At 66.8% G+C, this 24796-nt stretch carries 24 protein-coding genes; 7 read left to right on the top strand and 17 right to left on the bottom strand.

Going from position 1 to position 24796, the window contains the following annotated elements; all coding sequences use genetic code 11:
* Nucleotides 1-7: 7 nt before the first annotated feature.
* Nucleotides 8-1165 carry a trans-sulfuration enzyme family protein gene (locus WFK61_RS16495; RefSeq protein ID WP_336813172.1) on the bottom strand — a complete coding sequence of 386 codons (1158 nt, stop codon included), beginning with the start codon at nt 1163-1165 and terminating at the stop codon, nt 8-10.
* 128 nt (nt 1166-1293) lie between these two features.
* On the opposite strand from WFK61_RS16495, the gene WFK61_RS16500 reads away from it, so the two are divergent.
* Both WFK61_RS16500 and WFK61_RS16505 read left to right on the top strand, forming a co-directional pair.
* Nucleotides 1294-1755 carry an Lrp/AsnC family transcriptional regulator gene (locus WFK61_RS16500; RefSeq protein WP_336813173.1) on the top strand — a complete coding sequence of 154 codons (462 nt, stop codon included), beginning with the start codon at nt 1294-1296 and terminating at the stop codon, nt 1753-1755.
* Nucleotides 1756-1874: 119 nt separating this feature from the next.
* Nucleotides 1875-3041, top strand: a complete 1167-nt coding sequence (locus WFK61_RS16505) for an AGE family epimerase/isomerase (protein WP_336813174.1) — start codon at nt 1875-1877, stop codon at nt 3039-3041.
* Nucleotides 3042-3058: 17 nt separating this feature from the next.
* Here WFK61_RS16505 and WFK61_RS16510 read toward each other — a convergent pair whose 3' ends face one another.
* Nucleotides 3059-4258 carry an MFS transporter gene (locus tag WFK61_RS16510; protein ID WP_336813175.1) on the bottom strand — a complete coding sequence of 400 codons (1200 nt, stop codon included), beginning with the start codon at nt 4256-4258 and terminating at the stop codon, nt 3059-3061.
* Nucleotides 4259-4351: 93 nt separating this feature from the next.
* On the opposite strand from WFK61_RS16510, the gene WFK61_RS16515 reads away from it, so the two are divergent.
* Entirely contained in the window at nt 4352-5104 is a 753-nt protein-coding gene (locus WFK61_RS16515; RefSeq protein ID WP_336813176.1) for an AraC family transcriptional regulator, read from the top strand.
* Between the two features lie 10 nt (nt 5105-5114).
* Here WFK61_RS16515 and WFK61_RS16520 read toward each other — a convergent pair whose 3' ends face one another.
* The 7 genes from WFK61_RS16520 to WFK61_RS16550 are packed head-to-tail and all read right to left on the bottom strand — an operon-like array spanning nt 5115 to nt 12007.
* Complete coding sequence (locus WFK61_RS16520; protein ID WP_336813177.1) at nt 5115-5996, bottom strand: ABC transporter permease; 882 nt, start codon at nt 5994-5996, stop codon at nt 5115-5117.
* A 1-nt stretch (nt 5997) separates the two neighbouring features.
* Nucleotides 5998-6933, bottom strand: a complete 936-nt coding sequence (locus tag WFK61_RS16525) for an ABC transporter permease (protein ID WP_336813178.1) — start codon at nt 6931-6933, stop codon at nt 5998-6000.
* Nucleotides 6930-7655 carry a glycerophosphodiester phosphodiesterase gene (locus WFK61_RS16530; RefSeq protein ID WP_336813179.1) on the bottom strand — a complete coding sequence of 242 codons (726 nt, stop codon included), beginning with the start codon at nt 7653-7655 and terminating at the stop codon, nt 6930-6932. Before WFK61_RS16530 ends, WFK61_RS16525 begins: the two co-directional genes overlap by 4 nt.
* Complete coding sequence (locus tag WFK61_RS16535) at nt 7652-8644, bottom strand: ABC transporter ATP-binding protein (RefSeq protein ID WP_336813180.1); 993 nt, start codon at nt 8642-8644, stop codon at nt 7652-7654. Before WFK61_RS16535 ends, WFK61_RS16530 begins: the two co-directional genes overlap by 4 nt.
* On the bottom strand, nt 8641-9504 hold the full coding sequence (locus WFK61_RS16540; protein WP_336813181.1) for an ABC transporter ATP-binding protein: 864 nt from the start codon (nt 9502-9504) through the stop codon (nt 8641-8643). Before WFK61_RS16540 ends, WFK61_RS16535 begins: the two co-directional genes overlap by 4 nt.
* Entirely contained in the window at nt 9501-11108 is a 1608-nt protein-coding gene (locus WFK61_RS16545) for an ABC transporter substrate-binding protein (protein WP_336813182.1), read from the bottom strand. The genes WFK61_RS16540 and WFK61_RS16545 overlap by 4 nt, the downstream gene beginning before the upstream one ends.
* 59 nt (nt 11109-11167) lie before the next feature.
* Nucleotides 11168-12007, bottom strand: a complete 840-nt coding sequence (locus tag WFK61_RS16550) for a MurR/RpiR family transcriptional regulator (RefSeq protein ID WP_336813183.1) — start codon at nt 12005-12007, stop codon at nt 11168-11170.
* Nucleotides 12008-12128: 121 nt separating this feature from the next.
* Here WFK61_RS16550 and WFK61_RS16555 point away from each other — a divergent pair, with 121 nt between their 5' ends.
* The gene (locus WFK61_RS16555; protein WP_336813184.1) at nt 12129-12884 is read left to right on the top strand and encodes a glycerophosphodiester phosphodiesterase; all 756 of its coding nucleotides are present in this window, start codon (nt 12129-12131) and stop codon (nt 12882-12884) included.
* 146 nt (nt 12885-13030) lie between these two features.
* Here the strand turns inward: WFK61_RS16555 and WFK61_RS16560 are convergent, their stop codons facing one another.
* The 8 genes from WFK61_RS16560 to WFK61_RS16595 all read right to left on the bottom strand — a co-directional run bounded on the left by WFK61_RS16560 (nt 13031) and on the right by WFK61_RS16595 (nt 21852).
* Entirely contained in the window at nt 13031-13429 is a 399-nt protein-coding gene (locus WFK61_RS16560; RefSeq protein WP_336813185.1) for a helix-turn-helix domain-containing protein, read from the bottom strand.
* A gap of 238 nt (nt 13430-13667) precedes the next feature.
* On the bottom strand, nt 13668-14648 hold the full coding sequence (locus WFK61_RS16565) for a peptide ABC transporter ATP-binding protein (RefSeq protein WP_336813186.1): 981 nt from the start codon (nt 14646-14648) through the stop codon (nt 13668-13670).
* A complete protein-coding gene (locus WFK61_RS16570) occupies nt 14645-15667 on the bottom strand; it encodes an ABC transporter ATP-binding protein (protein WP_336813187.1) in 1023 nt (340 codons plus the stop codon). Before WFK61_RS16570 ends, WFK61_RS16565 begins: the two co-directional genes overlap by 4 nt.
* Before the next feature lie 4 nt (nt 15668-15671).
* Nucleotides 15672-16580, bottom strand: coding sequence for an ABC transporter permease subunit (locus WFK61_RS16575; RefSeq protein ID WP_336813188.1), 909 nt, complete (start codon nt 16578-16580; stop codon nt 15672-15674).
* Between the two features lie 40 nt (nt 16581-16620).
* Nucleotides 16621-17631, bottom strand: coding sequence for an ABC transporter permease subunit (locus WFK61_RS16580; protein WP_257734634.1), 1011 nt, complete (start codon nt 17629-17631; stop codon nt 16621-16623).
* A 282-nt stretch (nt 17632-17913) separates the two neighbouring features.
* Nucleotides 17914-19506, bottom strand: a complete 1593-nt coding sequence (locus WFK61_RS16585; RefSeq protein WP_336813189.1) for an ABC transporter substrate-binding protein — start codon at nt 19504-19506, stop codon at nt 17914-17916.
* Nucleotides 19507-19727: 221 nt separating this feature from the next.
* A complete protein-coding gene (locus WFK61_RS16590) occupies nt 19728-20393 on the bottom strand; it encodes a GntR family transcriptional regulator (RefSeq protein WP_336813190.1) in 666 nt (221 codons plus the stop codon).
* 52 nt (nt 20394-20445) lie between these two features.
* Nucleotides 20446-21852: an SAF domain-containing protein gene (locus WFK61_RS16595; protein ID WP_336813191.1), complete on the bottom strand. Its 1407-nt coding sequence runs from the start codon at nt 21850-21852 to the stop codon at nt 20446-20448.
* A 152-nt stretch (nt 21853-22004) separates the two neighbouring features.
* Between WFK61_RS16595 and WFK61_RS16600 the strand changes: the two genes are divergently transcribed.
* The 3 genes from WFK61_RS16600 to WFK61_RS16610 all read left to right on the top strand — a co-directional run bounded on the left by WFK61_RS16600 (nt 22005) and on the right by WFK61_RS16610 (nt 24788).
* A complete protein-coding gene (locus WFK61_RS16600) occupies nt 22005-23039 on the top strand; it encodes a 4-hydroxythreonine-4-phosphate dehydrogenase PdxA (protein ID WP_336813192.1) in 1035 nt (344 codons plus the stop codon).
* A gap of 70 nt (nt 23040-23109) precedes the next feature.
* Nucleotides 23110-24105 carry a Bug family tripartite tricarboxylate transporter substrate binding protein gene (locus WFK61_RS16605; RefSeq protein WP_336813193.1) on the top strand — a complete coding sequence of 332 codons (996 nt, stop codon included), beginning with the start codon at nt 23110-23112 and terminating at the stop codon, nt 24103-24105.
* Nucleotides 24106-24299: 194 nt separating this feature from the next.
* On the top strand, nt 24300-24788 hold the full coding sequence (locus WFK61_RS16610) for a tripartite tricarboxylate transporter TctB family protein (RefSeq protein WP_336813194.1): 489 nt from the start codon (nt 24300-24302) through the stop codon (nt 24786-24788).
* Nucleotides 24789-24796: the final 8 nt, after the last annotated feature.

Here is a 24796-nt window from a genome sequence, read left to right on the forward strand (position 1 = left end):
TGGCGCCTTACGCGCGGTGCCCGGCCTTCAGGGCCTGGTCGAGATCGGCATAGAGGTCATCGATATCCTCGATGCCGGTCGACAGGCGCAGCAGATCGGTCGGGCAGGGCGAGCCGGCGCCCTCGATCGAGGCGCGGTGCTCGATCAGGCTCTCGACGCCGCCGAGCGAGGTGGCGCGCTTGTAGAGTTCGACATGAGCGGCCGTGGCAACGGCTGCCGCCTCGCCGCCGGTCACCTGCACCGAGAGCATGAAGCCGAAGCCGTTCTCCATCTGCCGGGCCGCGATATCGTGGCCGGGATGCTGCGGCAGGCCGGGATAGAGCACGCGCGCCACCAGCGGGTGCGCCGAGAGCCGCTGCGCCAGCGCCATCGCGGAGGCTGCCTGACGCTCCTGCCGGACGTGGAGCGTGCGCATGCCGCGCATCAGCAGATAGGCCTCGAACGGGCCGAGGATGCCGCCCTGGCCCTTGCGGACCGTCTTGATCCGGTTCCAGAACGCATCGTCCTCGCGGGCGCAGAGCGCGCCGGCCACGACATCGGAATGGCCGTTCAGCACCTTCGTCGCGGCATGCATGACGATATCGGCGCCGAGCGTCAGCGGGCGGGTATGCACCGGCGAGGCGCAGGTCGAATCGACCGCGAGCTTGGCGCCGGCCTTGTGCGCGATCTCGGCCGCTGCCGCGATATCCGTGATCGTCCAGAGCGGGTTCGACGGCGTCTCGATCCAGACGAGCTTGGTCGTGCCCGGCTTCACGGCGGCCTTCAGCGCGGCGAGGTCGTCGGTCTCGACGAAATCGACCTTGATGCCCCAGCGCGTCGCCTCGTTGAGCAGCCAGGCCCTGAGTGCCCAGTACATCACCTTGGAGGCGACGACATGGTCGCCGGGCGAGAGCGCCTGGAACACGGCGGTGGCCGCCGCCATGCCGGAGCCGAACAGCAGCGCACCGGCCTGTGCTTCCTCCAGCATGGCGAGCACGGCCTGCGCCTCATGCACCGTCTCGTTGTCCGGCCGGCCATAGATGAAGCCGGTCGAGTAGCCGTTATCCTCGTCGCGGATATAGGTCGTCGAGATATGGATCGGCGGCACCACGCCCTTGGTGGTCGGGTCGATCTTGCCCATGGCCTGCGCGGCAAGGCTTCGCTTCGTCCATTTCGTCGAGGTCATCAGCTGCTTCCCGGATTCGTCACTGCCGAGGGGGTCGGCATTCGAGCAGGATCATGCCGGCAAGCGCTTGGCGATTGTCGCCCATTTTTGCTATCAGGTGACGAATTTCGCCGATCATAAGGTATCAAGTGGCTAAAACGGTCGACCTCGACAAGTTCGATTACGCCCTGCTGCGAGAGATGCAGGCCGACAACCAGACGCCGGCGCGTGTGCTCGCCGAGCGCGTGGGCCTGTCGCAGAGCGCGGTGCTGCGGCGATTGCGGCGGCTGCGCGCGGAAAAGGTCATCACCGCGGATGTCTCGATCGTCAGCCCGGAGGTGATGGGCGTGCCGGTGACGGTGCATGTCACCGTCTCGATCATCCAGGGCTCGCGGACCTATGGCGATTTCGCCCGCAAGCTCCAGGCCCGCCCCGAAGTGAAGCATGCGTCCTATGTGACCGGCGGCGCCGATTTCGTGCTGCACCTGCAGGTCGAGAGCATGGCGGCCTATGCCGCTTTCACGCGCGAGGTCTTCCACGACGATCCGAATGTCGCGGAATACCACAGCTACATCGCCATGCGCGAAGTCGTCGGCCGGGGCGCGACATAAGCGGAACCACTTGTCTTGGCGCCCGGCCGGCCAGCCGTTATCGATCCGATGTGTTCGCGATGGTGTGGTTCCTCTGAACCTCGCTTCGCGCTTGGTTTCCTCACCGGGGATGACGTTCGATGACGCGTGAAGAAGCCGTGGAAGCCGCCGCCGGCTTGCCATCGAAGGCATGGCTCAGGGAAACCCTGATCCCGGCCTGGATCGATCGCGCTGTCTGGCCCGGCCGCGCCGGCTTCGTCGAGATGTTCGATCCGGCCGATCCGGATCGCGAGCCCGGCCCCGTGAAAACGACGCTGGTCACCGCCCGGCTGACCTATGTCTTCAGCCATGCCCATCTGCTCGATCCGAAAGGGGAGGCGCTCGCCGCTGCCCGCCATGGCTTCACCTTCCTGCGCGATGCCTGCCGGGAAGGCGGGCAGGGGCGCTTCCTGCATTCCGTCCGCGAGGACGGCACGCCGGTCGATGCCCGCACCGATCTCTACGATCTCGCCTTCGTGCTCTTCGCCATGGCCTGGTACTATCGTGCGACGCGGGACGAGCAGGCGCTTGCGATCGCAGGCGAGGTGATCGGCTTCATCGAAGGCGAGATGGCGCATCCGCAGGGCGGCTTCGCCGAGGATACGCTGGGCACGCTGCCGCGCCGGCAGAACCCGCATATGCACCTGCTGGAAGCGTTCCATGCGCTCGCCGAAGCGACCGGCGGGCAACGCTGGCTCGACCATGCCGATGCGATCGTCCGGCTCGCGCGCGAGCATCTGGTCGATGCCGAGGCCGGCACGCTCGGCGAGTATTTCACCGATGACTGGCACCCTGCTCCCGGCGTGGCCGGCACGGTCTGCGAGCCCGGCCATCATTTCGAATGGACCTGGCTGCTGCTGCATCACTGGCGCCTGACAGGAGATACGCAGGCGCGCGACCTGGCGGAGAGGCTCTATGGCTTCGCGATCCGGCATGGGATCGACGATGGCCCGGCAGGCCCGCTCGCCGCGTTCGACGCCTTCGATCGCTCGGGCAATGTCACGGCCGCGACCAAGCTGCTCTGGCCCCAGACCGAGGCGATCAAGGCCTTCCTCGCCCGGATCGAGTGTCTTGGTGATGCGGACGCGGCCGTGCGTCTCGACAGGCATCTCGCCAGCCTGTTTCGCTGGTTCGTCGCGCCCGAAACGGGCCTCTGGTTCAACCAGCTCGCGAAGGATGGAACACCCGCACAGGCCGTGATTCCGGTGCGGGTGCTGTATCACCTCCTGCTCGCCCTCGCGGAATGGGAGCGCGTCCGCGCAGGCTGAAGGGCTGTTGGCGAGGCCTATTGTTCGGCTGGCACTGGACTAGCCGCAGGTGCGGCCTGCGCCAGGAAGAAGAACGCCAGCGAGGCGCACCAGACGATCAGGCCGAAGGCGGTGGCGCCGGCCAGCACCAGCCCGAACCCGCCTTGGGCGTGCAGGACTGCCAGCATCGGCACGACGAAGCCACTGACCGTGAAGCCGAGGAAATAGCGCACGCTGAAGGCCTTGGCGCGGTGCTGCGCCGGCACGTAGCGGGCGACCATCGCATCGTTGACGACGACCTGCCCATAGATCGCGGCCATGGTCATGACGAGGCCGATCAGGAGCGGCACGCCCGAGGTCGTCGCCGCGAGCGCGAGGCCCAACGGCTGGAACAGCGCGAGCCCGACGAACAGGGCCGGCAGCGTATAGCGGTCGACCAACCGGCCCATCAGCCATTGCGTGGCGGCGCCGAAGACGAAGACCAGCGTCGCCAGCGAGCCGATGAGCGCCAATGGCAGGTCGAGACCCAGCCGCTCGTCGATGACCTTGGGCAGCGCGATCGTAGTGATGTTGAAGGTCATGCCGCCGGCGATGATGGCGACGGCGAAGACGACGAGCAGCGCGACCGGCCGGCTGACCGGAATGAGCTCTGCCTTGCCGGAACGGTTTGCAGAGGGGTTCCCGTCGCCGGGCACGAGCGCGATGAAGGCCGCGCCGAGCACGAGGCAGACGACGCCGGGCAGGATGAAGGCGAAGCGCCAGCCGAAATTCGCGGCGATCAGCGCGGTGACGCCGGCGGCGGAGGCCGCGCCGAGATTGCCCCAGACGGCGTTGACGCCGAGATCGCGGCCGAGCTGGCGGGCATGGCTGACCAGCATGGTCGAGCCTACCGGGTGATAGATCGCCGACGCCACGCCGAGCACGAGCAGCCAGCCGGCGAAGGCGGCAGGGCGGTCCGCGCTGGCGACGCCAAGGCAGGACACGCCGTAGCCGATGAAGAAGACCGCTAGCATGTTGCGCCGGCCAAACCGGTCGGAGAGCCAGCCCATCGGCAGGGAGCACAGGCCGAAGGCGACGAAGGCGCCGGTGGCGAGACCGATGAGCTCGGCATAGCTGAGGTTCGTCTGCGCCGCGATGGCGATCACCGCCGTCGGGTAGATCAGCAGCACGAAGTGATCGAGCGCATGGGCCGCGTTGACGAAAAGCAGGGTGCGCTTGGACAGCGTCTCGGGACTCATGGGTGATCTCGTAGCGATGATGCGAAATCCTAGCTTGACCCGTTAAGCCTGTCGGGTCGTTATTCGACATGATCGGGCCAAAGAGAATGGGCGATGCGCAGCGAAAGCGAGGCCTATCAGACGGTGCCACGCGCGGTTGCCGTGATGCCGAAGAGCTACGAGGCCGGCGCGAGCACGGGCTGGCACAGCCACCCGCGCGCGCAATTGCTCTACGCGACGGCTGGCTTGACGCTGGTGCGGGCGGAGGACGGCACCTGGGTGCTGCCGGCCCGGCACGCGCTCTGGATACCGCCGCGGCTCTCCCATGAGGTCAGGATGCATGGCGCGGTCTCGATGTGCTCGGCCTATATCGCGCCCGAGGCGGTCGGCGTCCTGCCGGCGGGATGTCGCGTGCTGGAGGTTTCGGCCTTGCTGGCCTCGACGCTGGAGGCGCTCTCGGCCGAGCCGCTGCTTTATGACGAGGCCGGGCGCGGCGGCCATCTCGCCGCGCTGATCCTCGACGAGATCGCGCGGGCGCCGGAAACGGCGCTGACATTGCCCCTGCCGCGCGACCCGCGCCTGCGGCGGATCTGCGATGCGCTGCTGAAGGACCCCGCGCTGGACACCGATCTCGACGGCTGGGCCGAGCGTGCGGGCGCGAGCCGGCGCACGCTGACGCGCGGCTTCCGGGCGGAGACGGGCATGAGCTTCGGCGACTGGCGCGCGCGTCTGCGCGTGCTCAGGGCCATGACGATGGCGAGCGACGGCGTGGCGCAGCACCAGATCGTCAGGGCGGTCGGCTATCACGACCAGCGCGCGCTGCGAACGGCGGCGCGACGCGCCCTTGGCCGGACCGACCTGTCCTGACGGGAACCGGTCAGCGCGATTGCAGCGTCGGGTCGAGCCGGTCGCGGATCCAGTCGCCGACGATCGAGATCGACATCGTCGTCAGGAAGATCGCCAGACCGGGCAGCACCGCGATCCACCAGGCGCTGGTCAGATAGGCGCGGCCGGCGCCCAGCATCTGGCCGAGGCTGGTCAGGGGCGGGCGGATGCCGAGGCCGAGGAAGCTGAGCGAGGTCTCCAGCAGGATCACCTGCGGGAAGTTCAGCGTGAACTGGACGATCAGCACGCTCAGGATATTCGGCAGCACATGCCGGAGATAGACATGGCGGGCCGGCGCGCCGAGCGCCGTTACGGCCGTCGCATAGCCTTGCGTATTGGCGGCGATGACGACGCCGCGCGTCAATCGCGCGAAGACCTCCCAGCCATAGAAGCCCATGATCGCGACGAAGAGGAAGAAGCCGCCGCCGAACAGGGCGATCAGCGCCAGCGCGATCATCATGAAGGGCAAGGAGGCCTGCACATCGGCCAGCATCATGATCGCCTCTTCGGCCAGCCCGCGGAAATGGGCTGCGATGAAGCCGAGCGTGGTGCCGATCAAGGCGCCGATCAGCGTGCCGCCGAGCGCGACGAGAACGCTGAAGCGGATCGCGTAGATCAGGCGGCTGAGGACATCGCGCCCGAGTTCGTCGGTCCCCAGCAGGTGCTCGGGCATCCCGCCGAGGAAGCTCGGCGGCTTCAGGCGCTTCAATAGCGACTGCGTGCGATAGTCGTAGGGCGCCAGCCAATCGGCGAAGAGGAAGATCACGAGGATCAGGCCGAGCAGGACGAGCGCCGCGATCACGAGGGCGGGATAGCGCGCCTCGGCACGCACGGGCGCATCGTCCTTGCGGCGGAAGAGGGTCGTCAGCGCCATCTCAGCTCTCCGAGCGGGCGGCGCGCATGCGCGGGTCGATCAGCGCGTAGATCGCGTCGACGGCGAGATTGGCGAGCACCATCGTGATCGAGGTCATGATGAGGATCGCCTGCACCAGCGCGAAATCGCGCGAGGTCACCGCATTCACCAGAAGCCGGCCGACGCCCGGTACCGCGAACACCGTCTCGACGATGATCGAACCGGCGACGAGATCGCCGAGCTTGAGGCCGATGATCGTGATGATCGGGATCGCGGCATTGGGCAGGGCGTGCCAGAGCACGCGGCGCGGTCGCGGTACGCCCTTGGCGCGGGCGGCGACGACATATTGCTTGTTCAGCACCTCGAGCATGGCCGAGCGGGTGAAGCGGGCGAAGGTGCCGGCGAAATGCGTGCCCAGCGTGATCGCCGGCAGAATGAGGTGCCAGATCGTCTGGTCGCCGGAGCTCGGCAGCAGGCGCCAATGCAGCGAGAACAGCAGGATCAGCAGGATGCCGAGGAAGAAATTCGGCAGGCTGAAGCCAAGCACGGCGAAGCTCATCACAAAGCGGTCGACCGGCCGGTTGCGGTTGAGCGCCGCGACGATGCCGAGCCCGACGCCGAGCAGAAGGCCGAGCACGAAGGCGGTGAGCCCGAGCCGAAGCGTGCGCGGCAATGCCGCGGCGATGAGCTCGGTCGCCGGCCGCTGATCCGAGAGCGACAGCCCGAAATCGCCTTGAGCGATGCCGGCGACATAGGAGACGTATTGCTGCCAGAGCGGCCGGTCGAGCCCGAATTTCTCGCGGTAATGCGCGATGACCTCGGCCGGGGCCTGGTCGCCGACCAGCGCCTCGATCGGGTCGCCCGAGAGATTGAGCGCGACGAAGGTCAGCGTCACGATCAGCCACACGGTCAGCAGGCCGCGCGCGAGCTTCGTCAGGAACAGCCGGCCGGGCATCATGACGCCTTGCGGCTCTGGAAGCCCGTCAGCAGGTCGGGATCGTTGAGCAGAACGGCCTGCGGCGCATGGGCGAGGATCGCGTGGAGACCGTCGCCATCGACATCGCCGACGATGCGGCCGGTGCCGTTGCCGCCAGCCGTGACCCAGACCGGCAGGCGCCCGAGCAGGCGCGCGGCCACCGGGCCGTCCAGATTGCCTTCCCAGATGCGGAAGGCGCTCGCGCCCGCGGCGGCATAATGATCCGGGTTGGCCTTGTCGGGCAGGAAGGCGAGGACCCGGATGCCCGGCACCGTGAGCGTGGCATGCGCGACCTGAAGCACCTCGCGCGCGCCGACCCAGACCCGGTCGAGCATGCCGAGCTCCCGGATCACGGCGAGCACCGCGTCGATGATCGCGAGGTCTTTCGTCTTGATGTCGATCAGCGCCTGGCGATGCGGGCAGATCGCAGCGAGCGCCTCGGCCAGCGTCGTGAGCTGCACCCCGCCGGAGCGGGCGATGGCCTTGAGGTCTTCATGAGACGTCTCAGCGATCGCGGCATCGCGCCCGGCGACGCGGAGGAGATCGGGATCATGCGAGGCGATGACAACGCCGTCGGCGCTGAGCCGCGCATCGGTCTCGACGAGATCGGCTCCCGATGCGATGGCGGCGCGATAGGCCTCCAGCGTGTTCTCGGGATAGCGTGCGGAATGGCCGCGATGGGCGATGACGAGCGGACGGGTCATGACGCAACTCCCAAATCCCCAGCGAAATGGCAGCGGACGCTGCGGCCCTCGCCGAGCGGGCGCAGGCTCGGCATCTCGGCCGAGCAGCGCGGGCGGGCATGGGGACAGCGCGTGTGGAAATGGCAGCCGGCCGGCGGATTGGCCGGCGAGGGCGGGTCGCCCGTGAGGCGCACGGGTCGGGCCCCGCGCGAGGCCGAAAGGTCCGGAATCGCGGCGAGCAGCGCCATCGTGTAGGGGTGCATAGGCTGGCGATAGAGCGGGTCGGTCGGGCCTTCCTCGACGATCTGGCCGAGATACATCACCGCGATGCGATGCGAGAGCTTCTTCACCACGCGCAGGTCATGCGAGATGAAGAGATAGGCAATGTCGAAGCGCTCCTGCAGCTCCTGCAACAGCTCCGTCACCGTCGCCTGAACGGAGACGTCGAGCGCCGAGACCGGCTCGTCGCAGACGATCAGGCTCGGTTTCATCGCCAGTGCTCGTGCGATCACGACGCGCTGTGCCTGCCCGCCGCTGATCTGGTGCGGGAAACGGTCGGCCATCTCCGGCGCCAGGGCCACCGCCTGCATCAGGCGCAGCACTTCCGCATCGCGCCCGCTGCGCTCACCGATCTCGTGAAGGTCGAGCGGCTCGCGGATCTGACGACCGATGCTGAGCCGCGGATCGAGCGCCGATTGCGGATTCTGGAAGATCATCTGAATGTCGCGGCGCTGCCGCTGCCAGTCCTTCGGCGTCAGGCTGGTGAGGTCGCGGCCCTTGAACAGGATCTCGCCACCGCTCGGCCGTTCGAGCCCGACGATCATCCGCCCGGTCGTGGATTTCCCGCAGCCGGATTCGCCGACGAGCCCGAGCGTCTCGCCGATGCGCAGGGTGAGCGAGACGTCCTCGACGGCGCGGATCGTCCGCTGCGTCCGCAGCAAGGAGCGCCCGCCGCCGAAATGCCGGCGCAGGGCGGAGACACGCAGCAGGGGTTCGGTCGCGGCGCTCATGACGCGGCCCGTTCGCGATAGACCGGCGCGGCGACGTCGAGGCGCGGCATCGCGGCGAGAAGCTCGCGCGTATAGGGCGCTTCCGGCGTGTTCAGCAGGCGCTCGGCCGGGCCGGCTTCGACGACGCGGCCATGGCGCATCACCACGACATCGTCGGCCATCTCGGCGACGACGCCGAGATCATGGGTGACGAACAGGATCGCCATGCCGAGCTCGGCCTTGAGCTGGTTCAGGAGGTCGAGGATCTGCGCCTGGATGGTCACGTCGAGCGCGGTGGTCGGCTCGTCGGCGATCAGCAGGCGCGGCTCGCAGGCCAGCGCCATCGCGATCATCACGCGCTGCGCCATGCCGCCGGAGAACTGGTGGACGTAGGAAGCGAGGCGCTGCTCCGGCTCGGGGATACCGACCAGCCGCAAAAGCTCCAGCGACCGGGCCTGACGCTGCGGCTCGGAGAGCGCGGTATGCAGGCGCAAGGTCTCGCGCAATTGCGTTCCCACCGTATGGAGCGGATTGAGCGAGCCGAGCGGGTCCTGGAACACCATGCCGATGCCGCGGCCGCGGATGGTTTCCAGCTCCGCCTCGCTGGCGGCGGCAAGGTCGCGCCCTTCGAACAGGATGCGACCGGCCGTCCGGCGCCCGTTCGCGGGCAGCAGGCCGAGCACCGCCTGGCAGGAGACGCTCTTGCCGCTGCCGCTCTCACCAACGATGCAGGTCGTCGTGCCCGGCCGCACCGCGAAGGAGACCGCGTGCAGGATGTCGGCATAGCCCCTGGCGGTGCGGAAGCCGACGGTCAGGCCCTCGACGGAGAGCAGCGCATCGCCGCTCCCGTCGGTGCCGGTCCTGCGCCCGCTCCCCGTCACTTCGCGGCCAGCGAGAAGTTCGAGGGGCGGAAGTCCATGTAGTACTGGCTGTAGGGCGTCCAGTTGATGCCCTTCTTCACGCCATAGCCGGTGACGGGGTTATAGAGCATCGTCATCGGCATATCGTCCTCGAAGGCCGTGAGCAGCCCGGCGAAGGCGGCGCGGCGCTTGGCCTCGTCCGTCTCGGCGGTCAGTTCCTTGGCGGCGTCGTTGAAGGCCGGGCTCGCGCCATAGAGCTTCCAGCTCTTCTGGTTCTCGCTGTCCGGGCCCCAGAGGGTCAGGATCGCGCCGGAGGGATCGGGCACGCGATAGGTGTTCGACCAGGCGAAGACCTGGGCACCCGGCTTGCGCACCTCCTTGAAGCTGTCGACGAAGTCGATGCGGGCATTGATGCCGACGGCGCGCCACATCTCCTGGATCACCTGGGCCGCCTCGACATTGTAGAGGTAATAGTTCGGGATCAGCCGGTAGGAGATCTCCTGGCCCTTGTAGCTGCTCTCTGCGAGCAGCTTCTTGGCGAGCGCCGGATCATAGGCGTAGCCCTTGTTCTCCTTGACGTAGATCGGCCCGAAGCTCGGCAATTGATGGCCGTTCGGCGTATAGGTCTGGCCCTTCCAGAGCGCGTCGATCAGCGCCTTGCGGTCGATCGACAGGCTCATCGCATGGCGCAGCTTCTTGTCGGAGAGGACGGGGTCGTTGGTGTTGAACTGGAGGACGTGGCTGTTCTCCAGCGGCTCGGTCTTCACCGAAACGTCCTTGTAGCGCTTCAGGCCGTCCCACTGGTCCGGCGGCAATTCGACGGCGATGTCGAAATCACCCGCGACGAGCCCGGCGACGCGCGCCGCGACCTCGGGCACCGAGCGGAAGGTGATGGTCTTCGCCGCAGGCTGGCCGCCGAAATAGCGGTCGAACGCGGCGAGCGTGACCCGGTCGTTTTTCTGGTAGTCGACGAAGCTGTAGGGGCCGGTGCCGACGGGCTTCCAGCGCAGCGCCTTGGCGGCCTGATCCATCCAGACCTTGGAGTCGACGCCCTCCTTGCGGAAGGCGTTCCACGGCTCGTCGCAAAGCACGAAGGACATGTAGCTCGACAGGCGGTGCTCCATGATCGGGTCATGCTGCGCCACCGTGATCCGCACGGTGAAGTCGTCGAGCTTCTCGACATTGGTGAAATTGCCGAAATAGACGCGACCTTCGGGGTAATAGGCTTTCGGCCCCCAGAGGCGGTCCGGCGAGAAGGTCGCCAGCACGTCATTGGCGTCGAACGGGCTGCCGTCATGGCAGACGACGCCGCGGCGCAGCTTCAGGTCGAAGGTGGTCGGCGTGGTCCAGGACCAGCTTTCGGCGAGGCCGGGCACGAGATTGGCGCCGCCATCGGCCTTCGGCTTGGCGAAGTCGCGTCGGATCAGCGTGTCGAAGATCGAGTAGTAGATGCGGGTATCGACATTGCCGGTGTGCTCGCCGGGGTCGAGCGAGCGCGCCAGCTCGTTGACGGCGACGGTCAGCGCAGGGCGCTCCTGCGCTATGGCGCCGGAGCCGGCTGCGATGGCGAGGCCGGCGCCGAGCATTGCGCCGAACGGCGCCTTGCGTGTGGTCGAATTGGTCATGTCATCCTCCCATCGGACAGGAATCGTTCGGTGTTCCGTCGCGCGTCGTCGCGGCGGCCCTATCCGGGCTTGCCGCGAAACAGGCGTTGCAGGGTCTCGACCTTCGCCAGTGTTTCCAGCGAGCGGCCGTCATCGGTGCGTGACAGTTCCAGGATCAGCGTGTTGCAGATCGCCATCGGCACGGTCAGCGAATGGAATTCGCCCTGCTCGCCGCGCGCGGCGACGAGCTGCATGTCGCAGGCCGGGACGCCGGTACGCCGGTCGGTGATCAGGAGCGTCTTCGCTCCGATCTCGCGGGCGCAGGCGACGATGCGCGTCATCGCCGGGCTTTCGTGGCGGAAGATCAGCGCGATCACGACATCGCCGACGGCAAGGCCGAGCAACTGGTCGGCCGCCTGCCAGTCGGCATGGGCGATCGCCGTGGCGCGATAGCCGGATCGGACGAGGCGCCGCACGAACAGGTCGGCGAGGCTGCTGGCATGACCTTCGCCGGCGACGAGGATGCGCCCGGCCTGCCGCAGCATGTCGGCCGCAGCGATGATCTCGGCATCCGAAATCTGGCTCACGAGCGCGCCGAGCGCGCGGATTTCGCCCTCGATGACGGAGCCGAGCAGGGAATCACCGCGCACCCGGTCGAGCCGGCGCCGCACCCGGACCGAGGCGTCGAGATCGGCGACGACCGTATCCTGCAGGGCGCCGCGCATCTCGCGATAGGAGGCGAAACCCAGCTTGCGGGCGAGGCGCCCGGCGGTCGAGGCGTGCACGCCCGCCTGTTCGGCGACCTTGTGCGACGGCAGGAAGCTGCCCGCCGTGCGGTTGGCCAGGAGAACCTCGACCAGCCGGCGATCCGACTCGGTCAGCTCCTCCCGTCGCGCCGCGATGATCTCCGTCAGGTTCATCGTTTCTTCCATGCCCGCCAGCGTAGCGGAGCCTTGCGGCGTTCTGCAAGTTAAATTGCAGACTCGCCATACGGCAACTTATGTTGCATACACAGGCATCGCTCCGCATGGTTACAGAGATATGACGGACATCGCCTCGCATCGCGGCGGCGCCAGAATCTGGCCCGAGAACAGCCGCATCGCCTTCCGCAATTCCGCGGTCCTGCCGGTGGATTTCATCGAGTTCGACATCCATCGCAGCCGCGACGGCGTTCTGGTCGTCCACCATGATTCCGTGCTTGGCCGGACGGCGTCAGGCGAAGGCGCGGTGGGCGACATGGACTGGGCCGCGCTTCAGGCCGTGGAACTGATCGGGGCCGATGGCGAGACCATCCCGAGCTTCGACGAAGTTCTCGACATCCTCGAGCCGAGCGGCATCAGGCTGCGCATCGAGCTCAAGACGCGGCAAGGTGGCGAACGCTATCCGGGGATCGAGGCGCAGGTCGTGGCGGGGTTGCAGGAACGGCGCCTGCTGGAGCGCACGACCTTCACCTCCTTCGACCTGCCGACGCTGGAGGAGCTTCTGCGGCTCGCGCCGGCGACGCCGACGATCTGGCTGATCGCCGACAAGCTGCTGGCGCCCTCGGCGCGCGATCTCTCTGGCCTCTGCCGCAAGGCGCGCTTGGCCGGCGTGCCGGAGATCGCAATCCGCATCGCGCAGGCCCGGGATGGCGATGGCGCGCTGTGCCGGAGCGAGGCCGTGACGCTCGGCTATTACGGCGCCCATGACGAGCCGGCGATCCGCAAGGCCTATGCCGATGGCGTGAGCGCTTTCACGACCGACCGGCCGGATATCGCTATCTCGATTCGGAGCGAGTTGAGCGAGGGGCGTGGATAGAACGTTCGGCGTGGGATCGACCCTCCGCGCAAGCCGCCGCTGCGGGGAGTGGGCGATGAAGCAATCCAGGAGTCCGGGCTGATCCGTTTCACCCGGTCGCCTGGGTTGCTTCGCAGAACATGCGGAAAGCTGACCGATATTGCTGGTCAGGCTGCTCCGTCGTCGCGGCCCGCGATCGTCTCCACGATCGCGACCGCAAGGGCCCGGTCGCGCTGCGAGCGGATGCGTCCGAAGGCGGCATCGAGCTTGCTGGATTGCGGCGGCCTTTCGCCGGCCGTCCCATAGTCCGCCGCATCCTCGGCAAATCCGGCCTCGGCCGGAGCGAGGCCCTCGAAGAACGCGGCCGGGCTCGTCTCCAGAAAGCGAGCTAGCAGGAACAGCGCTCCGGCGCTGATACGGTCCTTGCCCTTCTCGTAATTGCCCATCTGCTGGAACGAGACGTCGAGGACGGCGCCGAGGTCGGCCTGGCTCAGGCCACGCTTCTTGCGAAGGATGCGCAGCCGATCTCCAATATGGCGGTTGATCGCCTCAGTTTCGGTACGCATTTCGCTCCCCAGTCGCAGAGAACCGGAAACACAGTCTGCCTCAACAGAGGCGAATCGGTCCAGTTCATCTCGAAAATTATCTGGGGCCTACCTCGTTGCATTGATCTGGAGCAAATGAACTCCGTGGATTCATGAATTCGGCGATACGAAAGAGCGCGAACCCAACGGCAGATGAGCGCATAAGAGGCGCTCGGCTGGCGTCATGCTCGAGCCGGTCCGGGCTGCCAGTAGCTGCCGATCACGCAGCCTTGGCGAGAAAATCCTCGGCGTAGTGGCAGGCGACCTTGCGGCCGTCGATCTCGCGCTTTTCCGGGCGTTCGGCCCGGCAACGATCGGTGACATGCGGGCAGCGGGTCGAGAACACGCAGCCCTTGGGCGGGTTCAACGGGGAGGGCAGTTCGCCGCGCAGGATGATGCGCTCGCGCTTGCCGGCGTCGACCCGCGGAGTCGAGGCGAGCAGCGCCTGCGTATAGGGGTGCAGCGGCCTTGCGTAGATGCGCTCCTTCGGCCCGTGCTCGATCGCATTGCCGAGATACATCACCATGACGTCATGGGCGATGTGCCGGACCACGCTGAGGTCGTGCGAGATGAAGAGATAGGCGAGCTTCAGCTCGTCCTGCAGATCGGCCAGCAGGTTCAGCACCTGCGCCTGGATCGAGATGTCGAGCGCCGAGACCGGCTCGTCCGCCACCACGACCTTGGGCGAGAGGATCAGCGCGCGGGCGATCGCGATGCGCTGGCGCTGGCCGCCCGAGAACATGTGCGGATAGCGGGCGTAGTGCTCGGGGCGCAGGCCGACCTTGGCCATCATCGCCCGCGCCTTCTCGGTGCGCTCGGCGGCGGAGAAGTCGGTGTTGATCTTGAGCGGCTCCTCCAGGATCGTCCCGATCTTCTTGCGCGGATTGAGCGAGCCATAGGGGTTCTGGAACACGAACTGCACCGTGCGGCGCAGGCGCTTGCGTTCGCTTGCCGGCGGCGAGACGGCATCGAGCCCGTCGAGCGTCAGCGCGCCCGCGGTCGGCTTCTCGATCAGCGTCGCCATGCGGGCCAGCGTCGACTTTCCGCAGCCGGACTCGCCGACGACGGCGAGCGTGCGGCCGGCCTCGACCGCGAAGGAAACCTTGTTCACCGCCTGCAACTGCGCCGGCGGTTTGAAGAGCCCCTGCTTGACCGGATAGATCTGCGTCAGCTCGCGCGCTTCGATGACCGGATTGCTCATCGCACGGCCTCCTTCGCCTGGCCGGCTTCGTCGCGGGCACGCTCGGCATCTCGGTTCGCATCGCCGAGCGGGTAGTGGCAGCGCACGCGCCCATCCATCCAGTTGCGCAGGTCCGGCTGAACGTTGCGGGAATGCTCGGTCGCATAGGCGCAGCGCGGTGAGAACAGGCAGCCCTTCGGCCGGTCGTTCAGGCCCGGCACCATGCCGGGGATGGTGGCGAGCCGTGTCGCATGCTCGCTGCGCTCGGGCAGGGCCGAGAGCAGCGCGGCGGAATAGGGATGCTGCGGGTTGGAGAACAGCGCGTCGACCTTGCGTTCCTCCATGATCTGCCCGGCATACATCACCAGGATGCGCTGCGCCGTCTCGGCCACGACGCCCATGTTGTGGGTGATCAGGACCAGCGCCATGTTGTGCTCGCGCTGCAGCGTCATCAGCAGTTCGAGGATCTGCGCCTGGATGGTGACGTCGAGCGCCGTCGTCGGCTCGTCGGCGATCAGCAGGCGCGGATTGCAGGCGATCGCCATCGCGATCATCACGCGCTGGTTCATGCCGCCCGAAAGCTGGTGCGGATAGGCCTTGAGGCGGCTTTCAGGTGCGGGGATGCCGACCTGCTCCAGCAGTTCGATGGCGCGGCGCTTGGCCGCCTTGCTGTCCATGCCCTCATGCTTCCGCAGCGTCTCGGCGAGCTGGAAGCCGATGGTGAAGCAGGGGTTCAGGCTGGTGCTCGGCTCCTGGAATATCATCGCCACGTCCTTGCCGGTGAGCTGGCGGCGCTCGCGGGCGGACATGGTCAGGAGGTCGCGGCCGTCGAAGCGCAGCTTGTCGGCGCGGACGCGGCCGGGATAGCCGACGAGGCCCATCAGCGCGAGCATGGTGACGGACTTACCGGAGCCGGATTCGCCGACGACGCCGAGCACCTCGCCCTCGTCGAGGGTGAGGTCGATGCGGTCGACGGCGCGCAAGGTTCCCTGGGAGGTCGGGAATTCGACGCTGAGATTTTCGATTTCGAGCAGGGGCATGGGATCAGCGCTTCAGCTTGGGGTCGAGCGCATCGCGCAGGCCGTCACCGAGAAGGTTGAAGGCGAGCACGGTGATGAGGATGGCGAGGCCCGGGAAGGTCACGACCCACCAGGCGCGCAGCACGAATTCGCGCGCATCGGCGAGCATCGTGCCCCATTCCGGTGTCGGCGGCTGGGCGCCGAGGCCGAGGAAGCCGAGCGCGGCGGCGTCGAGGATCGCGGTGGAGACGCCGAGCGTCGCCTGCACGATCAGCGGCGCGGCGCAGTTCGGCAGGATCTCGGAGAACATCAGCCGCACCGTCTGCGCTCCCGAGACCTGGGCGGCGACGACATAGTCCTTGCTTGCCTCGGCGATGACGGCGGCGCGGGTGATGCGGACGTAATGCGGCAGCACGACGACGGCGACGGCCAGCATCGCGTTCATCAGGCCGGGGCCGAGGATGGCCACGATGACGATGGCGAGCAGCAGGCTCGGCATCGTCATCAGAATGTCCATCAGGCGCATGATCGCGATATCGGTGATGCCCTTGAAGTAACCGGCGACGAGGCCGAGCACGATGCCGACGACGATGGCGAGCGCGACGACCGCGATGCCGATGACGAGCGATAGCCGGGCGCCGTAGAGTAGCCGCGAGAGGATGTCGCGGCCGATCGCGTCCGTGCCGAGCGGATAGGAAAGCGAGCCGCCGGCCTGCCAGAACGGCGGCTTCAGGAAGACCGCGTTATTGGTCAGGTTCGGGTCATGCGGCGCGATCCACGGGGCGAACAGCGCGCAGAGCAGCACCAGCACGATAACGACGAGCCCGGCCACGGCGCCGCGGTTGGCGCTGAAATAGGTCCAGAACTCGCGCAGCGGGTGGGGCGGGGCGATGCCCGGCACGGCGGCCGGGACTTGCAGGGATTCGGTGCTCATGCGGCGAGGCTCCGATGGGAGCGAAAGGAAAAGCGGCGGGTCATTTCGCGTGCCTGATGCGCGGGTTGATCAGGCCGTAGAGCAGGTCGACGAAGAGGTTGACGCTCATCACCACGACGCCGAGCAGCAGCGTGCCGCCCTGAAGCACGGGATAGTCGCGCCGGCTGATCGCCTCGATCAGCCATTTCCCGACGCCGGGCCAGGAGAAGATCGTCTCGGTCAGGATCGCGCCGGTGAAGAGCGTGCCGACCTGCAGGCCGATGACGGTGACGACCGGGATCAGGGCGTTGCGCAGGGCGTGCAGCGCCACGACGCGGATCGGTGCCATGCCCTTGGCGCGAGCGGTGCGGATGTAGTCCTCGCCCAGCACTTCCAGCATCGCCGAGCGGGTCATGCGGGCGATGACCGCGAGCGGCACGGTGCCGAGCACGATCGCCGGCAGCACGAGATGCGACAAGGCGGACCAGAACGCATCGATATCGCCGGCGAGCAGGCTGTCGATGGTCAGGAAGCCGGTGACCGGCTCGATGAAGTACTGCACCGCGATGCGGCCGGAGACCGGCGTGATGCCGAGCTGCACCGAGAACAGCAGGATCAGCAGGAGGCCCCACCAGAAGATCGGCATCGAATAGCCGGTGAGCGAGATGCCCATCACGCCATGGTCGAAGATCGAGTTGCGCTTCACCGCGGCGATGATGCCGGCGGGAAGCCCGACGAGCAGCGCGATGATGATGGCGCAGAGCGCGAGCTCGATCGTCGCCGGGAAGAGCTGGCCGAATTCGGACAGCACGCTGTCGCGGGTGACGATCGACTTGCCGAGATCGCCCTGCACGACGCGCTCGATATATTTGCCGTACTGGACGAGCAGCGGCCGGTCGAGGCCGTATTCGGTCAGGAGCTGGGCGTGGCGGGCGGCGTCGATGCCGCGTTCGCCGGCCATGGTCTCGATCGGGTCGCCGGGGACGAGGCGGACGAGGAAGAACGCCAGCAGCGTGATGCCGATGAAGGTCGGTACGACCAGGCTCAGCCGGGTGAAGATGAAGCGCAGCATGGTTCTGCCAGTCTTTTTGGCCGGGGCACGTCCTGCGCAGCGGCTTGTCTTGTCGTTTTATTCAAGTTCGAATTTTGGCGGAGCGCAAAACACGAGATCGGGCGAAAGATCAAGGACGAAGCGTCGAAAACTGTGGGTTTGGGCGTCGAATTCGCGGCGGGCGGCGGCGATCCGCGCAAGACCTGAAAAGATAGGCGTCGTCTCGGCGCAATGACCGGAACGATGCTGGTGCAGGCCGAGCAACAAATGCCCGGCCCGCACCAAATTTTTAAAGGCGTGGCATCACTTGCCGATATCGACGCCGTAGAAGACGTGGCGGCTGAACGGCGAGAGCTTGAAGTCCTTCACTTCCTTGCGGACCGGCTTCAGCTGCACCGCATGCGCGATGGTGAACCAGGGCGACTGCTCCTTGAAGATCACCTGGGCCTGCCGGTAGAGCTTCTCGCGCTCGGCCTGGTCGGTGACCGTCTTCGCCTTCACGACGAGATCGTCGAAGGGCTTGTAGCAGAACTTGGCGACGTTGCCGCCGTTGTTCTTGGACGCGTCGCAGCCCAGCAGCGTGTGCAGGAAGTTGTCCGGGTCGCCATTGTCGCCGGTCCAGCCGAACATGCCGGTCTGGTGCTCGCCCGCCTGCAGGCGCTTGCGGTACTCGCCCCATTCGAAGGTCTTGATCTCGGCCTTGACGCCGACCTTGGCGAGGTCCGCCTGCATCAGCTCCGCGATGCGCTTGGCGTTCGGGTTGTAGGGGCGCTGCACCGGCATCGCCCAGAGGTCGATCTCGAGCCCGTTCGGATAGCCGGCCTCGGCCAGCTCCTTCTTGGCCGCCTCCGGATCATAGGGGTCGTCCTTGATGGTCTCGTTATAGGACCACATGGTCGGCGGGATCGGATTGGTCGCCGCGACGCCGCTGGAGAGATAGACCGCGTCGATGATCGCCTTCTTGTTGATCGCCTTGTTGACGGCGCGGCGCACCTTGACGTCGTCGAACGGCTTCTTGGCGGTGTTGTAGGCGAGGTAGCCGATGTTCAGGCCCGGCTGCTCCAGGATCTCGACATTGGCGTCCTTCTTGATGGCGTCGAGATCGGCCGGGTTCGGATAGGGCATGACATGGCATTCGCCCTTCTGGAGCTTGGCCCAGCGCACCGAGGCGTCCGGCGTGATCGCGAAGATCAGGTCGTCGATCTTGGCCTTGCCGGCCCAGTAGTCGGGATGGGCCTTGTAGCGGATGATCGCGTCCTTCTGGTACTGCACCAGCGAGAACGGGCCGGTGCCGATCGGATCCTGGTCGATCTTCTCGGGCGTGCCGGCCTTGAGCATGGCGTCGGCATATTCCTTCGACTGCACGCTGGCATATTGCATCGCGAGATCGGAGAGGAACGGCGCCTCCGGCTGGTTCAGCGTGAACCGGACGGTGTAGTCATCGACCTTCTCGACCGATTTCAAGAGCTTGGGCATGCCCATGTCGTTGAAATAGGAGTGGTTCGAGCTGGTCACCTTGAAGAACGGGTGGTCCTCCTTCCACTGCCGCTCGATCATGAACATCACGTCGTCGGCGTTGAAATCGCGCGTCGGCTTGAACGTGCGGTTGGAGTGCCACTTCACGCCCTTGCGCAGATGGAAGGTGTAGGTCAGCCCATCCGGCGAGATGTCCCATTTCTCGGCGAGCGCCGGCTGGACCTTGGTGCCGCCGCGCTCGAACTGAACGATCGTGTCGTAGATCTGGGTGTTAGCGTCGAAGGACGTGCCGGTGGTGTTGACGCTCGGCGCGAAATTCTCGGGGCTGCCCTCCGAGCAATAGACCAGGGTCTTGGCCATCAGCGGCTGCGCCGCCATCAGCGCGGTCGCCGACAGCGTCGCCAACAGAATTCTCTTCATGGATGTCTCCTTGAACTCCTATCCGCCCTGGCAGGGCGGTGAATGGCCCCGTTGTATCGGAAGCTCCGTGGGTGGAAGTGCCCGGGCCGCCTTGTCTACAGCTTATTGAAAGAAGGGGGGCGCGGATAGGCGTTTCGGAAGCCGCAAGACGGCCTCCGGCGGAACGGTAAACGATTGCTCAGAGGCCGGGCTCGTCGCGAGGAGGAGCCGTTCCCGGCGGCTCAGAGCACGTCGCGAACCCGGATCAGGGTCGTGTCCATATGGCGGCCGATCGCCTCGGACAGGGCGTCCGCGTCGCGCTTGAGCAGGGCCGCCATCATTTCCTCATGGTCGGCGACAGCGCCGGCCCATTTCTCCGGGCCTTCATTGCCGAGGAAGCGCAGTCGCTTGATCCGGGCCTGCAGGGTTGTGTGCATCTCGACCAGCACCGCATTGCCCGACGCGGCGACCATGGCGGTGTGGATCGCCTGGTTCAGCTTGAAATAGTCGAGCCGGTCGCGCGTCGCATAGAGCGCGAGCATGTCCTTGTGCAGTTTGTGGATCGCCTCGATCGTCGCGTCGCTGGCCTGCGCGCAGGCGATCCGGCCGCCGAGCTGCTCCAGGCTCTTGATGACTTCGAGGATGTCGGCGAGGTCGCGGGCCGTGAACTTCCGGACGATCGCGCCCTTGGCCGGCAGGATCTCGACCAGCCCTTCGCTGGCGAGCGTCTTGATCGCCTCGCGCAGCGGCGTGCGCGAGACGCCGAGCTGGGCGCCGACCTGGCCCTCGTTGATGCGCTGGCCGGGAGCGAGCCGCCCCTCGATGATCATGTCGCGCAGGCGCTCCAGCACCTCGTCATGGAGGGTCCGCCGCATGATCGGGGTATAATCGGCCGCCGTCTCGCTCATCGTTGCTCCACTGTTTCCGGCCACTCCGTTACGGCACGCAGCTCCCGCGCTGTCAAACGGACGTGCTCTCGTCGGCGACGAAGAGCGCATCCTGACGCCGGCGCATCGCCAGCAATCCGGACTCTTCGGCGATTTCGACATCGCCGAGACGGATGGCCTCGCCGGCCTTGACCGCGCGGACGAGCGTTCGGTCGGCGACGAGGTAGAACGGGGCAGGGCGGTCGTTCGCGAGCGCCGCCGCAGGTCTCACCTCGGCACCGACATTCTCGATGCTGTGATGATGCCCGCCCATCTTCAGCACCGTTCCGGCCGCGAGGTCGCGCTGCGCCACCGCGACGAGGTCCTGCCTTGGCCGATAATCGTCGCCATAGCCCGAGCGGCCGAGGCCGGCTGCATCGAGAATGGATGTCGCGACCTCGACGCCCAGCAGGTGGCGCGGCAGGTAGAGCGCGGCCGTCCTGCCGCTGCGGCTGACGACATGGCCCTTGCCGGCCAACACCTCCCAGGTCTCGGCATTGTCTGAGCGCACGACGATGAAGACGCCGCCGGCGAAGCTTGCTTCCTCCGCGAGGCGCAGATGATGGAAGACGTCGATACGGCGCGTGCCGCCCATCAATCCGCCTTCGCTGTGCTCGGCGAAGAGATCGGCCAGTTCTGGCACGCGGGCCGGCGGTGCGTGGAAGCCGGCGGCATCGGCCGAGAAGCCGAGCGCATTGGCGACCAGCGTCATCTCGCAGAGATCGGGCACGGCCCGCAGCGGGAATGCTTCTCCGAGAATGCGCGCGCGCTCGGCGGCATTGGCAAGGATGGAGCGCGAACCGGGCAGCCAATGCTCGCGCAGCGCCGGCAGCGAGCGGGTCACGCCGTTGCAGGTGACAGCGCCGGTCGCGGTGTCGAGGACGAAATCGTACTCGCTCGATTTGCCCGCCGCGATGATGTCGAGCCCAAGCACTTCGGCCCAGCTCGTCAGCGCGATCAGCAGGCTCGGCTGGTCGCCATCGACCGGCGTCACGACGACTCCCTTGTCGCGGGCGAGCCGCGCCAGGCCCGGACCGACGACGCTGTCGGCCTCCTTCGAGACCAGCGCGACATGGCGCCGGGCATCGATCGCCGCGAGGCTGTGCCGCGTCGCGGCTTCCGGGCTTCCCGTGGCCTCGACGAGCAGCGCGAAGGGCAAGTCCATGACGACGTCGAGGCTCGCTGCGGCGATGCATTTGCCGGCATTCCATGCGGCCTTCGCCTCGGCTCCGGTCGTGCACAGGGCGATCTCGCCGGGCCCGAAACCGGCCGCCGCGAAAGCCTTACCGGCCGCTTCGGCGGTGACGTCCACTGCAATGCGCGCATTCACGAGCCGCGTCCGGCGCGACTGCGCGAGATAGCTGCGCCCGAAGCTGCCGCTGCCGACGAGGCAGGTTTCGACCGGTTCGCTGATCCCGGCGTAATGCGCATGGAAATTCATTCGGCCCTCCTCCGGTGCAGCCCAATCCGCAGCTGGCGCCTGCCAGATCAGTACATCGATTTTGATATGCTGCATACAGCATACTTGAGTGGGCGGTCCGCTTGTGTTAGCCAACGGAGCCAGAGGAACGATCAGGCAGCGGAGTGGCGGCCATGAATGAGCGGACGAATGACGCCTTGCCTGTGATCGCCGTGGCGATGGGCGATCCTTCCGGCATCAGCCCCGAGCTGACGGCCCGCATCCTGTCGGAAACCGATCTGCGCGGCGCTGCCCGCTATGTCGTCTTCGGCGACAAACGCCTGCTCGATCTCGGCATCAAGGATGGCGGCGCCGACCCGCAGGTCCAGGTCGTCAAGGATGGCGACGCGCTGCCGCTCGGCGACCGGCCCGTCTTCGTCGATCTCGCCAACCACGATCCCGCCGATCTCAAGCGCGGCACCGCGACGCTGGCCGGCGGCAAGGCCGCGACCGAGAATTTCCGCCGCGCGCTGCAATTCGCCGCTTCCGGCAAGGCCGATGCGGTGTTCTTCACGCCCTTCAACAAGGCGGCGATGCGCTTCGCCTATCCCGGCTATGACGACGAGATCCGCTTCGTGCGCGATGCGATCGGCTTCGAGGGCGCGGCGAGCGAGTTCAACATCCTCGACAAGCTCTGGAATGCTCGCGTCACCTCGCATATCCCGCTGTCCGAGGTCGCGCAGAACATCACGCAGGAGCGCATTCTGCGGGCGCTGACGCTGGCCGATGCCAATCTGCGCGCCGCCGGCTTCAACCCGCCGCGCATCGCGGTCGCCGGCATCAATCCCCACGCGGGCGACGGTGGCAATTTCGGCCGCGACGAGATCGAGACGATCGAGCCGGCGGTGAAGGCAGCCAAGGCCAAGGGCTTCACGGTCGAGGGGCCGTTCCCCTCCGATACCGTCTTCCTGCGCGCCAGGAACGGCGATTTCGACGCCGTGCTGACGATGTATCACGACCAGGGACAGATCGCGATGAAGCTGATCGGCTTCGACCGCGGCGTCACCCTGATCGGCGGCTTCCCCTTCCCGATCTGCACGCCGGCCCATGGCACGGCCTATGAGATCGCAGGCCAGGGCATCGCCAATCTCGGCGCGACGCGGGCCGCGCTCGCACTCGCCATCAAGATGGCCCAGGACGGCAAGGCGAGGGCACGCGCAGCCGCCTGATTTTCCAAGCGTTTCGACAAAGCCGCCGGCAAGAGCGGCCTCGCAAGATCAGAACCCAGGGAGAGAAACCATGAAGACCATCGCCATTTCGGCTGTATTCGCCGGTGCGCTCACGCTTGGCGGCATCGGTGCCGCGCAGGCCTGGGAGCCGACCAAGCCGATCGAGTTCGTCGTGACCTCGGGCGCCGGCGGCGGCACCGACAATTTCGCCCGTATCATCCAGTCGATCATCACCAAGCATAAGTTCACCGAGCAGCCGATCGTGGTGGTGAACAAGGGCGGTGGCTCGGGCGCCGAAGGCTATGTCTACGGCAAGGGCGCCAAGGGCGATCCGAACCGCGTCATCTTCGGCACCAACAACGCCTATCTCCTGCCTTACGTCGCCAAGCTCGGCTACAAGGTCTCGGACCTGACCCCTGTCGCGGCGCTGGCGCTCGACGAGTTCCTGCTCTGGGTCAAGGGCGACGCTCCCTATGCCGACGCCAAGGCCTATATCGAGGCGGTCAAGGCCAAGCCGATGGGCTTCAAGATGGGCGGCAGCCAGTCGAAGGACACCGACCAGACCCTGACCTCGATGATCCAGGACGCCGCCGGCGTGAAATGGATCTATGTGCCGTTCCAGGGCGGCAGCGCCGCGGCGGTGCAGCTCGCCGGCGGCCATATCGACTCCAACACCAACAATCCCAACGAGAATATCGGCCAGTGGAAGGCTGGTCAGGTGAAGCCGCTCTGCGTCTTCTCGCCGGTGCGTCTCGCCAAGGGCGAGCCTGTCTTCGAGGGCAAGGGCTGGGGCGACATCCCGACCTGCAAGGAAGCGGGCCTGCCGCTGGAGACCTTCCAGATGCCGCGCACCGTCTGGCTGCCGGCCGATGTCCCGGCCGATGCCGTGACCTATTATGCCGGCCTGCTGGAGAAGGTCTCCAAGACCCCGGAATGGCAGGAATTCGTTACGCGCACCGCCCAGACCGCCAAGTTCATGAAGGGCAAGGAACTCGCCGATTTTGTCGCCAAGGACGAGGCGGCGAACAAGAAGGTCTTCGAGAACGAAGGCTGGGTCGCGAAGTAAGGTGGGATCGGCGCGAGCCGACCTGCCTCAAAACAACGCGCGGTCATCCCGGGCTTGACCCGGGATCCAAGCCGGAACCTTCATCGGGTCCGCTCAGGCATGGATCCCGGATCTGCGCTTCGCTCCGTCCGGGATGACCCGCCTCTCCTTACTGCCGTGCCTTCCCGCCGCTCCCGCAAGGAGGAACCCACCGCATGATCACCCGCTTCTGGGCAGAGATCGGGACGGCCGTCCTGACGCTGGTCTTCGGGCTCGTCATCGTGAAGGGCTCGCTCGAATTCGGCATCGGCTGGGATACGTCAGGCCCGCAGCCCGGCGCCTTTCCCTTCTATGCCGGCGCGCTGATCGCGCTGGCGAGCCTCGGCACGATCGCGGTCACCCTCGGCCAGCGCGTCGCCGGCAAGGCGGCCCTCGCAGAGGCCTTCCTCGATGCCGAGCGCGGCAAGCGCGTGCTTGCCTTCCTGTTGCCGCTCGTCGCCTTCGTCCTGCTGAGCGCGACGCTCGGCATGTATGTCGCGACGATCCTCTACCTCGTCTTCGCGATGCGCTTCCAGGGTGGCTATGGCTGGCTGCAAAGCCTCGCGACCGCCTTCGTGACGGCGGCCTTCTTCTATTTCGCGCTCGAGAAATTCTTCCAGATCGGCCTGCTCAAGGGCCCGATCGAGCCGCTCATCGGCCTTTGAGACGGCGG

This window comes from Allobosea sp. MMO-172, assembly GCF_037147855.1.
Taxonomy (GTDB): domain Bacteria; phylum Pseudomonadota; class Alphaproteobacteria; order Rhizobiales; family Beijerinckiaceae; genus Allobosea.